This is a genomic window from Flavobacterium sp. SORGH_AS_0622 (assembly GCF_030818825.1).
Taxonomy (GTDB): Bacteria; Bacteroidota; Bacteroidia; order Flavobacteriales; family Flavobacteriaceae; genus Flavobacterium.
This window is the reverse complement of the sequence record NZ_JAUTAX010000001.1, coordinates 1820577-1834215: the sequence shown is the minus strand read 5'-3', so window position 1 is coordinate 1834215 and position 13639 is coordinate 1820577. Positions and strand designations below refer to the sequence as shown.

At 32.9% G+C, this 13639-nt stretch carries 15 protein-coding genes; 11 read left to right on the top strand and 4 right to left on the bottom strand.

What is annotated here, in order from left to right; all coding sequences use genetic code 11:
• Window positions 1-77: 77 nt before the first annotated feature.
• From smpB to QE431_RS07920, 3 genes are all read left to right on the top strand, one after another.
• Window positions 78-533, top strand: coding sequence for an SsrA-binding protein SmpB (smpB, locus tag QE431_RS07930; protein WP_057119835.1), 456 nt, complete (start codon window positions 78-80; stop codon window positions 531-533).
• Between the two features lie 81 nt (window positions 534-614).
• Window positions 615-1256: a lipoprotein gene (locus QE431_RS07925; RefSeq protein ID WP_134141768.1), complete on the top strand. Its 642-nt coding sequence runs from the start codon at window positions 615-617 to the stop codon at window positions 1254-1256.
• A gap of 81 nt (window positions 1257-1337) precedes the next feature.
• Complete coding sequence (locus QE431_RS07920) at window positions 1338-2345, top strand: helix-turn-helix domain-containing protein (protein ID WP_307294764.1); 1008 nt, start codon at window positions 1338-1340, stop codon at window positions 2343-2345.
• 30 nt (window positions 2346-2375) lie between these two features.
• On the opposite strand, the gene QE431_RS07915 is transcribed toward QE431_RS07920, so the two are convergent.
• On the bottom strand, window positions 2376-3017 hold the full coding sequence (locus QE431_RS07915; protein WP_057118435.1) for a protein-L-isoaspartate(D-aspartate) O-methyltransferase: 642 nt from the start codon (window positions 3015-3017) through the stop codon (window positions 2376-2378).
• 212 nt (window positions 3018-3229) lie between these two features.
• Between QE431_RS07915 and QE431_RS07910 the strand changes: the two genes are divergently transcribed.
• From QE431_RS07910 to QE431_RS07875, 8 genes are all read left to right on the top strand, one after another.
• Window positions 3230-4195: a Gfo/Idh/MocA family protein gene (locus QE431_RS07910; RefSeq protein WP_307294760.1), complete on the top strand. Its 966-nt coding sequence runs from the start codon at window positions 3230-3232 to the stop codon at window positions 4193-4195.
• Between the two features lie 90 nt (window positions 4196-4285).
• Window positions 4286-5173, top strand: coding sequence for a 3-hydroxyacyl-CoA dehydrogenase family protein (locus tag QE431_RS07905; protein WP_134141771.1), 888 nt, complete (start codon window positions 4286-4288; stop codon window positions 5171-5173).
• Between the two features lie 15 nt (window positions 5174-5188).
• Window positions 5189-5683, top strand: a complete 495-nt coding sequence (locus QE431_RS07900; RefSeq protein ID WP_057118438.1) for a hypothetical protein — start codon at window positions 5189-5191, stop codon at window positions 5681-5683.
• 7 nt (window positions 5684-5690) lie between these two features.
• Window positions 5691-6362, top strand: coding sequence for a YggS family pyridoxal phosphate-dependent enzyme (locus QE431_RS07895; RefSeq protein ID WP_057118439.1), 672 nt, complete (start codon window positions 5691-5693; stop codon window positions 6360-6362).
• 81 nt (window positions 6363-6443) lie between these two features.
• Window positions 6444-7805 carry an exonuclease domain-containing protein gene (locus QE431_RS07890; RefSeq protein WP_134141773.1) on the top strand — a complete coding sequence of 454 codons (1362 nt, stop codon included), beginning with the start codon at window positions 6444-6446 and terminating at the stop codon, window positions 7803-7805.
• A gap of 29 nt (window positions 7806-7834) precedes the next feature.
• Window positions 7835-8674 (top strand): ion transporter, encoded by an 840-nt coding sequence (locus QE431_RS07885; protein ID WP_057118441.1) that lies wholly within the window; start codon window positions 7835-7837, stop codon window positions 8672-8674.
• 153 nt (window positions 8675-8827) lie between these two features.
• Window positions 8828-9748: a tRNA (adenosine(37)-N6)-dimethylallyltransferase MiaA gene (miaA, locus tag QE431_RS07880; RefSeq protein ID WP_307294747.1), complete on the top strand. Its 921-nt coding sequence runs from the start codon at window positions 8828-8830 to the stop codon at window positions 9746-9748.
• A gap of 58 nt (window positions 9749-9806) precedes the next feature.
• On the top strand, window positions 9807-10553 hold the full coding sequence (locus QE431_RS07875) for an acyl-[acyl-carrier-protein] thioesterase (RefSeq protein WP_307294744.1): 747 nt from the start codon (window positions 9807-9809) through the stop codon (window positions 10551-10553).
• Between the two features lie 195 nt (window positions 10554-10748).
• Here the strand turns inward: QE431_RS07875 and QE431_RS07870 are convergent, their stop codons facing one another.
• From QE431_RS07870 to QE431_RS07860, 3 genes are read right to left on the bottom strand one after another with little or no spacing between them, the layout of a single operon-like run.
• Window positions 10749-11282, bottom strand: a complete 534-nt coding sequence (locus QE431_RS07870; RefSeq protein WP_307294742.1) for a hypothetical protein — start codon at window positions 11280-11282, stop codon at window positions 10749-10751.
• Window positions 11269-11958: a peptide chain release factor H gene (prfH, locus tag QE431_RS07865; RefSeq protein WP_307294740.1), complete on the bottom strand. Its 690-nt coding sequence runs from the start codon at window positions 11956-11958 to the stop codon at window positions 11269-11271. The genes QE431_RS07870 and prfH overlap by 14 nt, the downstream gene beginning before the upstream one ends.
• 16 nt (window positions 11959-11974) lie before the next feature.
• Window positions 11975-13366 carry an RtcB family protein gene (locus QE431_RS07860; protein ID WP_307294737.1) on the bottom strand — a complete coding sequence of 464 codons (1392 nt, stop codon included), beginning with the start codon at window positions 13364-13366 and terminating at the stop codon, window positions 11975-11977.
• Window positions 13367-13639: the final 273 nt, after the last annotated feature.

The following is a 13639-nucleotide window of genomic DNA, read 5'->3' as shown; positions in this document are numbered from 1 at the left end:
AAATCATAGATTAAAAAAAAACTTTAATTATCTTAGCTCTTCATAAAGTTTTTCATTTTTGTCTTACATTTGCACACATGTTAAAATCAGTCAATATATTAAATAAAAGAGCCCGATTTGATTATGAAATAATCGACACGTATACTGCTGGAATTGTTTTAGCGGGTACCGAAATCAAATCGATACGTTTAGGAAAAGCAAACATTACAGAGAGCTTTTGCGAGTTTAGCGGTATGGAGCTTTTTGCTATCAATACTTACATAGAAGAGTATTCATTTGGAAATCAATTCAATCATAAATCTAGAAGCGAAAGAAAATTGCTTTTAAATAAAAAAGAATTAAAAACACTTCACAAAAGTGTTCAGGCTAAAGGACTTACTATCGTTCCGCTAAAATTATTCACAAATGAAAAAGGTTTAGCAAAACTTCAGATTGGTCTTTGTAAAGGAAAGAAAAACTACGACAAGCGGGAATCGTTAAAAGAACAAGATACTAAACGTGATTTAGACCGTATTAAAAAAGCTTTTAATTAAAAAGCTTTTTTAATTTAGGTAAATTCCTATTTATTAATATTTTATCGTTATTTTTACTTATAACCAATTTAACTGTAAAATATGAAAAAGTATTTATTTTTGTTTTTCACTGTAGTGGTGTTATCAAGTTGCGGCAGTAATACTTCGATCGTAAACAGCTGGAGAGATCCAAAAATTACCGTTTCTCAAGAAAACTTCAAGAAGGTTTTAGTCGTCGCTTTGGTAAAAGATGAAGCTTCACGAAGAGTTACGGAAAACAGAATTGCTGCTGGTAACGAAATTTTCAAAACTTCTTACCAATATTTAAATGAATCTACCAAAGACCTTACTAAAGAACAGAAGTTAAAAATCCTTCAAGATGAAAATTTTGATGGAGTAATAACCATGCGATTAGTTAGTAAAGAAAAGGAAACAACCTATGTTCCTGGAACTTACACTGGAATGTATTATGGAGGTTTTGACGGCATGTATGCAGGAATGTATGGTTATGGTTTTGGGAATTGGTACGGAATGTATTCTCCAAACTTCTATGATCCGGGATATTATCAGGAAACAACATCCTATATGGTAGAGACCAATATTTTTTCATTAAAAGAAAATAAATTAATCTGGACAGGAACTACAGAATCTCAATATGTCACAGATTTAGGACAAACAGTTGATGCTATTATGCAGGCTGTAGTTAAAGAAATGAGAAAAGACGGTTCATTACCTCCAAAATAAAAGATATAAAAAAGCGACTTTAAGGTCGCTTTTTTTACAAACAAAAAATTGACTAAATTTGTCAAGACTAAATTTTTCATAATGAAATCGCTTTTAAAAAACGCAAGAGAACAAAAAGGTTTAAAAACCCGTGAACTGGCACAGCTTGCAGGAATAGATCAGGCATTAATCAGTAAATTTGAGTCGGGAACCCGCAAACCAACCAAAGAACAGATTTCAAAATTAGCGCAGCTTTTAGAAATTGATTATGAAACTTTAATGATTGCCTGGCTTAAAGAAAAAATACTTTATGAAATTGGTGATGAAGAATTTGCTTTGAAGGCTCTACTTTTAGCTGAACAAGAAATTCACAATAATAAAAAGGAAATTAACACTATTATATCATCTTCGATTCGAACAATCTTAGATGAGATCGAAATATTAAAAAATAAAATTCAATCTTTTAATCATTTTGAATTACGCAAAATTTCAAAAACTTTAGAATTAGATTTTATTTTTAAGAGCATTCGTTTAAACGGAAACAGTTTAACATTAGAAGAAACTAAATCTGTTATAAATGATGGAACAACTATTGCTGGAAAAAGTATACAGAATCATCTTGAAGCAATTAATTTTTCAGAAACAACATTGTATATTAAAGATTTAAGTCAAAAGAAAACATCAATAAACGAAAAGGAATTGATCTTTATTCATAATCTAATATTTAAAGGAATTGAAAATGAAAATTCAGGAAAATATAAAAATGATTCGTTGATTTTAAGAGAAATGAATTTATTTTTTAATTGGTATGAATCACATAAAAATAACCTTCATCCAATAATTCTTGCATCTGAAGCACATTTAAAAGTACTTGAAATTAGTCCTTTTGAAAACGGAAATCTCCAAATATCAAATTTGATATTAAATTGGATTTTGCTTCAACATGATTATGTGTATGCTTCAGTTGAAGAGAATCAAAATACTATAGATGAATATCTATCTATTATAGAAGAAAGCAAAATTAAGAACGATAAATCTATCTTTATTAATCATATCTTGAAAATTGAAAAGGAAAATCTACAAAAGGCTATACAATTAGTCGAAAAATAAAAGAAGCCCAGTATAAACTGGGCTTTCTCTTTAATTTTTATCTTCTAATAAAGGAACAAACCTAAATTCTCCAAACTCATGTTTTTCAAATTGCGTTTCGTTCTTTCTAATTAATAAAGTCATAATCTGAACATCTTCTCCAAGCGGAATCACAAGCCTTCCTCCTATTTTAAGCTGAGCCATTAACGGTTTCGGGATAAATGGTGCACCAGCTGTAACTATAATACTGTCAAAGGGAGCATAATTTGGTAACCCTTTGTAGCCATCACCAAAAGATACATGTTTAGGACGAATATTTAGTTTTGGAAACAAAATAGAAGTCTGTTTAAACAATTCTTTTTGTCTTTCTACAGTATAAACTTTTGCTCCAAGATTAAACAAAACAGCAGTTTGGTATCCAGAACCAGTTCCAATTTCTAGAATTTTGTGATCTTTTTTTACTTCTAACAACTGCGATTGAAAAGCAACTGTGTAAGGCTGCGAAATAGTTTGACCCGCTCCAATAGGAAAAGCCTTATCTTGATAAGCATAATCTTCAAAACTTGAATTCAAAAAAAGGTGTCTTGGGATTTTTTTTATCGCCTCTAAAACCGCTCTATCAGTAATTCCCTTTTGCTCTAAAGTGCTTACTAATTGATTACGAAGTCCTTGATGTTTGGCAGTGTCTTTCAAAATGGGTAGGTTTTATTTTCGCAAAAGTAAAGAATCTAAAAAGGAAATCAAATATTGATTTTTAATTATTAAATTAATAATATCGAAAGTCAAAAGCCGAAAATCAAAAGCCCTAGCCGATAATTTACAATTCATAACTCACAACTCACAATTAGTTAAATTCATTTTCACTTTCGACAAATAAATTATATTTTTGTTTAAAATACATTCTCATGTTAAAAGTAGGAGTTTTAGGTGCTGGTCATCTTGGTAAAATACATTTACGCTTATTACAACAATCTGACAAATACGAATTAGTTGGATTTTACGACGAAAATCAAGAAAATGCCGAAAGAATCTCTAAAGAATTTGGCTATAAAAACTTCAGCACAATTGCAAAACTTATTCATGCTGTCGATGTAATCGATATTGTGACTCCAACGCTTTCGCACTATAAATGTGCAAAAGTGGCAATCAAATCAGGAAAACATATTTTTATAGAAAAACCAATTGCCAATACTGTAGCAGAAGCTGAAGAAATCATAGCTTTAGCTAAAGAGTACAATGTAAAAGGTCAAGTTGGTCATGTTGAGCGTTTTAATCCTGCTTTTATCGCAACAAAAAACATGATCGAAAACCCGATGTTTATAGAAACGCATCGTTTGGCAGAATTTAATCCTCGTGGTACAGACGTTCCTGTGGTTTTGGATTTAATGATTCACGATATTGATGCCATTTTGAGTGTGGTAAATTCAAAAGTAAAAGATATTCATGCAAGCGGAGTCTCTGTTATCAGCGATACGCCAGATATTGCCAATGCAAGAATTGAATTTGAAAATGGCTGTGTTGCCAACTTAACAGCCAGCAGAATCTCGATGAAGAATATGCGAAAATCTCGTTTTTTCCAAAAAGATGCATATATCTCTGTTGACTTTTTAGAAAAGAAATGTGAAGTAGTCCGTATGAAAGATGCCCCAGAAGTTCCTGGAGATTTTGATATGATTCTGCAAAATGCAGAAGGTGTAAAAAAACAAATCTATTTCACTAATCCAGATGTTGAACAAAACAACGCTATTCTGGACGAGTTAGAATCTTTTGCACATGCAATTAATACAGATACAACGCCGGTTGTAACACTAGAACAAGCAACAGATGCTTTGCGTGTAGCCTACAAGATTATTGATTGTTTCGATAAATAATAAAAAATATAACTCATTATTTTTAAGGTTTAAAGCTGGCAGAAAAGTCACTTTAAACCTTAACTTTTAAAATTTAAATACCAAAATTAAATGAAAACTATAGCTGTAATTGGTGCAGGAACAATGGGTAACGGAATTGCTCATACATTTGCACAAAGTGGTTTTACCGTAAAACTAATCGACGTTTCAGAAAAATCATTAGATAAAGGAATGGCAACTATTGCGGCCAATTTAGACCGTATGCTTGCAAAAGGTACAATTACACAAGAAGACGTCGCTAAAACTATTACCAATATTATTACCTATACAGATATTAAAGATGGTGTTGTGGGGGTTGATTTAGTAGTTGAAGCTGCAACAGAAAATGTAGAATTAAAACTAAATATTTTCAAGCAATTAAACGAAGCTTGTTCTCATAATACTATTTTAGCAACTAATACTTCCTCTATATCGATTACACAAATTGGTTCTGTTGTAACTCATCCTGAACGTGTTATCGGAATGCATTTTATGAACCCAGTGCCAATTATGAAATTAGTTGAAATCATCCGCGGTTATAACACAAGCGATGAAGTCACAAAGATCATCATGGATTTATCTGAGAAATTAGGAAAAGTTCCTGTTGAAGTAAATGATTATCCTGGTTTCGTAGCCAACAGAATTTTAATGCCTATGCTAAACGAGGCAATTGAAACGTTATACAATAAAGTTGCGGGAGTTTACGAAATTGATACTGTAATGAAATTAGGAATGGGACACCCTATGGGCCCACTTCAATTAGCTGATTTCATTGGTCTTGATGTTTGCCTTGCCATTTTAAATGTAATGTACGAAGGTTTCAAAAACCCTAAATATGCTCCTTGTCCATTATTGGTTAATATGGTAAGAGCAGGAAAACTAGGCGTAAAATCTGGAGAAGGTTTTTATGATTATAGTGAAAGTAAAAAAGCAGAGAAAATCTCTAAGCAGTTTTTGTAAAATCTCGCTTATTCAATGAAAAAAATATTTTTATTAGTCATTTTAATAGTTTTTAGTTTAGTTGCTCTTTATTATTACAAACCAGTGACTATTAATTATTTCTTTGGAATAGCCCGAATTTTAAAACAAGAAAACGGTTATCAATTAGATATCAATAACAAAAAGTATGATAATTGTGTCTTTAAAAGCACCGAAAGTTTTGATAAAAAACGAAAACACAATTTTTTAATTTTATATTTAAGAGATTTAGATATAAAATCAAACTTTGAAATAATAGTTGTAAATCTTGATGAAAAAGTAGTAGGTTATACTTGTGGTTCCTTTGATTGCTATGATAAAGTATTCGGGAGTCTTTTTCAAAGTGATATGGGATCGTTTTATACACCTTTAGAAGATGATGCAAAAGGTCCTGGATTCGATACTCAATTAAAAATGGAAAACAAAAAGATCGATTTTTACATTCCATCGGAAAGAAAGGAAAGATTACATATTCTGCTTTCAAAAAAATAAAATAAAAATGTCAATAGCATCAAACTTAAATACAATCAAAACAAGTTTACCTGAACATGTAACTCTTGTTGCTGTCTCTAAAACAAAACCTGTTTCAGATTTAATGCAAGCTTATGAAGCCGGCCAGCGCATTTTTGGAGAAAATAAAATCCAAGAAATGACAGAAAAATGGGAAGAAATGCCAAAAGATATTCAATGGCACATGATTGGTCATGTGCAAACGAATAAAGTAAAATTTATGGCACCATTTGTGAGTTTAATTCATGGTGTAGATAGTTTGAAATTATTACAAGAAATCAACAAACAAGCTTTAAAAAACAATAGAACAATAGATTGTCTTCTTCAAATGTATATTGCCGAAGAAGAAACTAAATTTGGTCTTGACGAAAACGAATTAAACGAACTTTTAACTTCTTCAGCATTCAAAGAGTTAAAAAATATTCGTATCTTAGGTTTAATGGGAATGGCAACTTTCACAGAAGATCAAAACCAAATTAAAAAAGAATTTACCCATTTAAAATCCATTTTTGACTCATTAAAAAACATTGACGGATATGGTAAAGATGCATTGCAGTGCGTCTCTACAATTTCTATGGGAATGTCTGGAGATTATCAGCTTGCAATAGAATGCGGCAGCACAATGGTTCGCATTGGAAGCAGCATTTTTGGAGTCCGTTGATTATCAAAAACCACATTTCGTAAGGACGGATACGCGCCTATACAAAAACTGAATACTAAAAACTGAGACCGAACACTAAATTTGTACGCAATACTAGACATAGAAACAACTGGAGGGCAGTTTAACGAAGAAGGAATTACTGAAATCGCCATCTATAAATTTGATGGACACGAAGTAATTGACCAATTCATAAGCCTTGTCAATCCTGAAATTCCGATTCAGCCTTTCGTAGTAAAGCTAACCGGAATCAATAATGCTATGCTGCGTTCTGCACCAAAGTTTTATGAAGTCGCCAAACGTATTATCGAAATAACATCCGACTGCGTTATTGTGGCTCACAATGCCTCTTTCGATTACCGAATTTTAAGAACAGAATTCAGACGTTTAGGCTACGATTTTGAAGCCAGAACGCTTTGTACTGTCGAACTAGCCAAAAAACTAATTCCAGAACAACCTTCTTACAGTTTAGGAAAATTGGTTCGTGCACTTGGAATTCCAATGGCAGACAGACATCGTGCCAGCGGAGACGCAATGGCTACGACAAAACTGTTTAAAATGCTCTTAGAAAAAGACGTAGAAAAAACAATCGTAAAAGATTTTATAAAACTCGAAGTCGAAAAAGGAATTGCTCCTAAATTCTTAGATCTTTTAAGTCAAATGCCGGCTAAAACTGGTGTTTATTATATTTATAATGAAAGCGGTACTTTAATTTATATTGGTAAAAGCCATAACATAAAAAAGAGAGTCAATCAGCATTTTACAGGAATTACAACCAAAAGCAAAAGAATCCAGGCTGAAGTTTTTACCATAACTTATGATGAAACCGGAAGTGAATTAATTGCACTTTTAAAAGAAAGTCAGGAAGTTAAAATTAATCGTCCAAGACATAACCGTTCTCAGAAAAAAACAGTATTTCCTTTTGCATTATATGCCGAGAAAGACTCGAATGGTTATCTCAATTTAAAACTTGAAAAAGCTGACGGACGAAAAAAAGACATCACATCGTTTGTTTCTGTACAAGAAGGCAAAAATGCACTTTTTAAATTCACGGCAAAGTACCATTTATGCCAAAAGTTAACAGGGTTGTATCATAGCAAGAAAGAGTGTTTTCAATATTCAATCAAAGAATGTGACGGCGCCTGTATTGGTGAAATAACTCCTGAAGTCTACAATCTAAGAGTACAGCAATTTATTTCCGAAAATAGTTTTGAAAATAAAAGTATGATCCTGATTGACAAAGGCCGTAATGTTAACGAACGAAGCGCCATTTTAATCGAAAATGGAATCTATAAAGGTTATGCTTACTATGATCTTAATTATCAAATTACGAACATTGAAATTCTCAAAAACATCTTGATTCCGATGGAGCACAACCGCGATGTAAAAAACATTCTTCAAAGCTACCTCCGTAAAAGTAAATCTATTAAGATTTTAAATTTTTAACAATATAAAACTTTCATTATCTTAGAGATATGAAAAATAAAAAATCACAATACGAAATCTTTAGAGAAAAAGTCAAGGTAGTTCTATATGGCACCGATACCATTTTAGGGCGTATGTTTGATTTGGTTCTGTTAGGTTTAATTTTATTGAGCGTTCTTTTAATCATGCTGGACACAGTTAGAGGAATAAGTTTAAAATATCATGAACAACTTCTTATTTGCGAATGGGTTATCACAGTGTTTTTTACAATCGAATACATTTTAAGAATCATATCCATTCAAAAACCCGTTAGATATATCTTCAGTTTTTACGGAATTATAGACTTGCTTGCAGTCTTACCCATGTATTTATCTATATTTTTCCCTGGAGCAAGTATTTTGTCAATCGTAAGAGCTTTACGTTTTTTGCGATTATTCAAAATCTTACATATTCCGCAAATTTCACATCAATCCCTGCAATTAAAAGAGGCAATAGAAGCTAGCAAAGAAAAAATCTTGGTTTTTATATATTTTGTACTCATTAGCACTGTAATTATCGGTACGATTATGTATTTAGTCGAAGGTCGAGAATCTGGTTTTACAAGCATCCCAATGGGAATTTACTGGACAATTGTAACTTTAACGACAGTGGGTTATGGTGACATTTCGCCGCAAACTCCTTTAGGACAATTCATTGCCGCATTAGTAATGATTTTAGGTTACGGAATAATTGCGGTTCCAACCGGAATTGTAACGGCGGAATTTGCAAAAAGCAGTCTGCGAAACAGTGCAGTAAGCACCAAAAAAACATGCAAAAACTGCAATTCCCAAGTCCATTTTGACAGCGCAAAATATTGCTACGAATGTGGAACAGAATTGCCAAATAATTAATTTTAGAAGCTAATCCAGCTGTACATTGCAACTCCTCCTTATCTTTGTTGTTTTTTTAAGGCATAAAAGGAGCTTCCGCTGGTCGCTCTTTTACACCAAAAAAAACGAACAAATATAAGTCCGGGGTTTTCATTTCCATCTGGGCTAAAAAATATGAAATACCTAATAACCATTGTCGGACCAACAGCCATAGGCAAAACAGCCTTAAGTATTGCTTTGGCACAACATTTTAAATGCGAGATTGTTTCTTGCGACAGCCGTCAATTTTTTAAAGAAATGACTATTGGTACAGCCGTTCCCAATCAAGAAGAATTGAATTCTGCCAAACATCATTTCATTCAAAATAAATCCATTTTTGAAAATTACACCGTTGGCGATTACGAAAAAGAAGCTTTAGTAAAAATCGAAGAACTTTTTCAAACCAACGATTATGCAATTCTTATTGGCGGATCAGGATTATATGTAGATGCAATTTTAAAAGGTTTTGATGAATTTCCAGAAATCAATCCAGAAGTTCGCTCAGAAGTAAATTTAAATTACGAAAAACTCGGAATTGAATATCTTCAGGAGCAACTAAAAAATCTAGATCCAGATTATTACCAAAAAATAACTATCGAAAATCCTCAAACTCTACAAAATCCGCAGCGAATGATGCGATTTGTAGAAGTTTGCATTGGAACAGGAAAACCGTATTCTTCATTCTTAAATCAAAAGAAAAATAATCGAGGCTTCACTCCTATTCTAATTGGTTTAGATGCCGAAAGAGAAATCATTTACAACCGAATCAACCAGCGTGTTGATATTATGATGAACGAAGGTTTACTTGAAGAAGCCAAAACCTTGTATCCTAATAAAGCGTTAAATGCTCTGCAAACGGTCGGTTATAGAGAATTATTTAGTTATTTTGACGGAGAATTTACATTGCCTTTTGCAATAGAAGAAATTAAGAAAAACACAAGAAGATTCTCCAAAAGACAATTAACGTGGTTCAAAAGAAATGAAACTACAAAATGGTTTGATTACGCGATAGATAGAAAAGAAATTATAAGCTATATAGAAAATCTTCTAAAGTAAAAATCTATTTTCTTTCATCTTTCTTCTATTTTCTAAAATAAAAATCTAAAATTAAAAAATGCCAATATCTCCAAATTTCACATCAGTTTTAAGTAAAGACTGGGAAATCAATTTCACACAATGCACGCCCGCTGGTTATTTAAAGTATACCGATTTGTGTAATATTTTACAATTAACTGCTGCAGCACATTCAGAAGTTGGCGGCATTAGTTTTTATGATATGCAGGAATTTCACCAAGCGTGGGTTTTAAGCCGAATGCGCGTTGAAGTTCATGCTTTACCAAAATGGCAGGATGTTGTAACCGTAAAAACATGGATCAATAGTTTAGAAAATTCACGTTCAGTTCGTGCTCTTGAAATGTATGTAAACGGAAAAAAAATTGTAGGATGTGAAACCTATTGGGCTGTTTTCAATACGCAGGCGCGCCGTCCAGAAGCGTTGGCTTTACCATATGAACACTTTGAATTATTTCCCGAAAATAGAGCTACAGAAGAAGGTTTTTCTAAAATAAACATCAACCACGAAAAAGAAGCTGTTTTTGAAAAAACAGTTTATTTATCAGATCTGGATATTGTAAATCACGTTAATAACGTAAAATATCTGGAATGGTGCATAGATCACGTTGATCCGAAAAGAATTTTAAAACAAGAAGTGAAAAGTTTCGAAATGAACTTCATGAAAGAGCTTTCATTACAAGACAATGTTGTCATTCACGAAAGTGAAGATGACGATCATACAAAAGCAACATTCAGTATTACAAAAGGCGAAAAAACATGTTTTGCTTTGGAATTGCATTGGAAATAAAGGTTTTTTAAATCTGACATTCCTCAATATTGTCATTTCGACGAAGGAGAAATCTTCGCGAGAAGCTCTGCAAAGATTGACTATTTTGATTGTGGAATTACTTACGAAGATTTCTCCTTCGTCGAAATGACAAACTTTGTTTGTAACTTAATTAAACAAAAAACGATGCAAAATTGCATCGTTTTTTGTTTAAAATCATTTCGATTTCTTTTTAGAATCTTTTTTTGTTTTTTTATCTTTCTTCTTTTTCAACAAATCAAGTTTACCTTTAATTCTTTTCTCAACTTCACTAATTCCAGAGTCATAATCATGTTGAATAGAATGTAATTTTGCTTGCTTAATTTCTTTTAAAGCATCTTTAAATTTATGCTGTACTTCTAATAAAATTGCTTTTTTGATATAAATTTCAGACTTGTTTATTCCTTTTACAGTCAAAGCAAAATCAATTAGCTTTTCAGCTTCTTCATAATCTTCATTCACAATCAATGTCTGCAAATAATACGGATATACTTCAAGAGCATGAATATTAATAGCTAACGCTTGCTGAAAATAAGATTTTGCTTCTTCGTAATTCATTAATTGTTCTGCCTGAATTCGTGCGTATAAACACAAAACCATTGTGTTTTTATCATCATAAGAAAAAGCATAATCCAAAGATTCTATTGTTCCTTCAAGCCAAAACGGATAATTATCCAAGGCCTGAAAAAGATATTTATCAGTTGTTTTCATTTCGTAAATCGTTTTTTAATTTCTGACGAGTTCCTTTGTAACTCTTCTCCACTTTATTCTTTTTAAAATCACTTCCGGTAAAAACTCTAATAGGATTTTCACGCTCAACATTGAGTTGATTTTCCCATTGTTTACCAACATGATTTTTAAGCTGAATCAGTTTTTCTTCTTCTAATTTTTTTAATAATCTTTCTGTTGCTAGTTTTTTGTTTTGGTGTTGAGAACGACTGTCCATCGAAACAACTGCAATTCCTGTTGGAATATGTGTTGCCCGAATTGCCGAACTCACTTTATTTACATGCTGACCGCCCGCTCCAGAACTACGCATTGCCTGATATTGAATATCATTTTCTGAAACCGCTGTGTTTTTCTGCGGTTCGATTTCAAAAATTCCAATAAACCAGTTCTTGCGTTTATGCATTTTTCTAAACTGACTCTGCCCAATCCATTGAATCGTTCCAATCCACGATTTTACAAATTTCTCAGCATTTTTTCCTTTTACAGCAATTGAAGCCGTTTCAACCGTTCCATTTTCCTGACCTGCTTCGCGCTGCAGTAAAACGGTTTCTAATTGTTGATCCTGCGCCTCTTCCAAAACTTTTTTAAGCACTTGGGCAACAACCCAAGTGCATTCTGCAGGTCCGCGACCCGCTGTTATCTGAATTATTTTTTCCATTTCCTTAAATCTCTTTTTAACGATCCATTCTAACGATCTTTGGCGTAAAAGTTCCCAAAACTTCTACTAAATTGGTTTGATTCGCCATAACTTTTGTAATGTCTTTGTACGCCATTGGAGCTTCGTCAATATTTCCTCCAATCAAGGTTACATCATTGGCTTTCAAAACCTTTTTGATCTCACTTTGCGTAAAAGTACTTTTACATTTCGCTCTCGAAAACAAACGGCCAGCTCCATGAGAGGCAGAGTTTAAACTTTCTGCATTTCCTTTACCCTTTACAATGTAGCCAGGCGCAGTCATCGAACCCGGAATAATTCCCAATTGACCTTCTGCTGCTGGAGTTGCACCTTTTCGGTGAACAATACATTCTTGACCGTTTACCATTTCTTTCCAAGCAAAATTGTGGTGATTTTCTATCGTTACTACTACTCTTTTTCCAATAGCTTTGGCAATTCTTCTATGAATATCATCATGACAAGCTTTTGCATATTCTCCAGCTAAATTCATTGCAAGCCAATATTCCTGACCATCATGTGTATTCAAATCCAGCCATGCTAAATGCTGCACATTTTTTGGTAACGGACATTGCTTTGTCGCCAAATAAGTATAATGTTTGGCAATGTTTGCGCCCAAACCACGCGAACCACTATGCGAAAGAACAGCGAAATATTCCCCTTTTTCGAGCTTCCATTCGTTTTCTGGGTTATCGATTTTAGCAATTCCAAATTCTACAAAATGATTTCCTCCGCCTGAAGTTCCAAATTGTTTGTAAGCTTTAGGTAAAAGATTCTTCAACAGCGGAATATCTTGAAATTCACTTTTATAAAAAACGTCATGGTCTACTCTTGATGCATGCGTTTCATACATCCCAAACTTGGTATTGTCTTTTAAAATAGCCTCAAGCTGATGCTCTCTCCCTTTAAAATGAGAAGCTGGCAAATCAAAAATTGAAAGACTCATTCTGCATCCGATATCAACCCCAACTCCGTATGGAATCACAGCATTATCGGTTGCTAAAACACCGCCGATTGGTAAACCATATCCAGAATGTGCGTCTGGCATTAAAGCTCCTGCAACCGAGACTGGCAGTTTCAAAGAATCATACAATTGAAATTTTGCCTGCTGATCGATTTCATTTTCACCAAAAATTGTAAAAGGAGCTCTGGTTGTTTTCAACTGATGCATCCTTACTTGAACTGGTTTTATTAAGCCTTCGGCTACTTTCCCCCAAGTTCCGTTTCCTTCGTACTTTTCAGGATTTAGCAAGACGTCTTTTGCTTCTGTTAGAATAGATTCCTTTTTTTCTCTTTTTCTATATCTGTTTATCTGCCCTAAGGCGATATTTATTGAATTGTTTTTTGGAAAGCCTAATTTGATCAGGTCTTTTCCAGATAATTTATTTCCCATAAATTTTTTATACTACTATTTACAGCATGCCCAAGTCCACTTAATACAAAAAGGATTAAATAAAATTTAAGCATACAAACTTTTTATCCTTCCAGATAATTATTTTGAATCTTTTTTCGGGAAAATTTGAAGTGTCTAGAATAAAAAAAGCCCGAAACTAAATGTCTTCGGGCTTTTTTATATATCTAAAAATGTATTTCTAAGATTGAAATAAGCCACGAAGAAGTGCTGCACCAAATTTGTTTGGTGTGAAGCTTTGTGATGTCGATGTAA

What these genes read in the sequence shown, in the direction of transcription:
- prfH (WP_307294740.1), bottom strand. Translation starts at nt 11,958, where the DNA reads ATGGAAAAAATAATTCAGATAACAGCGGGTCGCGGACCTGCAGAATGC.
- smpB (WP_057119835.1), top strand. Translation starts at nt 78, where the DNA reads ATGTTAAAATCAGTCAATATATTAAATAAAAGAGCCCGATTTGATTAT.
- QE431_RS07885 (WP_057118441.1), top strand. Translation starts at nt 7,835, where the DNA reads ATGAAAAATAAAAAATCACAATACGAAATCTTTAGAGAAAAAGTCAAG.
- QE431_RS07920 (WP_307294764.1), top strand. Translation starts at nt 1,338, where the DNA reads ATGAAATCGCTTTTAAAAAACGCAAGAGAACAAAAAGGTTTAAAAACC.
- QE431_RS07905 (WP_134141771.1), top strand. Translation starts at nt 4,286, where the DNA reads ATGAAAACTATAGCTGTAATTGGTGCAGGAACAATGGGTAACGGAATT.
- QE431_RS07910 (WP_307294760.1), top strand. Translation starts at nt 3,230, where the DNA reads ATGTTAAAAGTAGGAGTTTTAGGTGCTGGTCATCTTGGTAAAATACAT.
- QE431_RS07925 (WP_134141768.1), top strand. Translation starts at nt 615, where the DNA reads ATGAAAAAGTATTTATTTTTGTTTTTCACTGTAGTGGTGTTATCAAGT.
- QE431_RS07870 (WP_307294742.1), bottom strand. Translation starts at nt 11,282, where the DNA reads ATGAAAACAACTGATAAATATCTTTTTCAGGCCTTGGATAATTATCCG.
- QE431_RS07895 (WP_057118439.1), top strand. Translation starts at nt 5,691, where the DNA reads ATGTCAATAGCATCAAACTTAAATACAATCAAAACAAGTTTACCTGAA.
- miaA (WP_307294747.1), top strand. Translation starts at nt 8,828, where the DNA reads ATGAAATACCTAATAACCATTGTCGGACCAACAGCCATAGGCAAAACA.
- QE431_RS07860 (WP_307294737.1), bottom strand. Translation starts at nt 13,366, where the DNA reads ATGGGAAATAAATTATCTGGAAAAGACCTGATCAAATTAGGCTTTCCA.
- QE431_RS07875 (WP_307294744.1), top strand. Translation starts at nt 9,807, where the DNA reads ATGCCAATATCTCCAAATTTCACATCAGTTTTAAGTAAAGACTGGGAA.
- QE431_RS07900 (WP_057118438.1), top strand. Translation starts at nt 5,189, where the DNA reads ATGAAAAAAATATTTTTATTAGTCATTTTAATAGTTTTTAGTTTAGTT.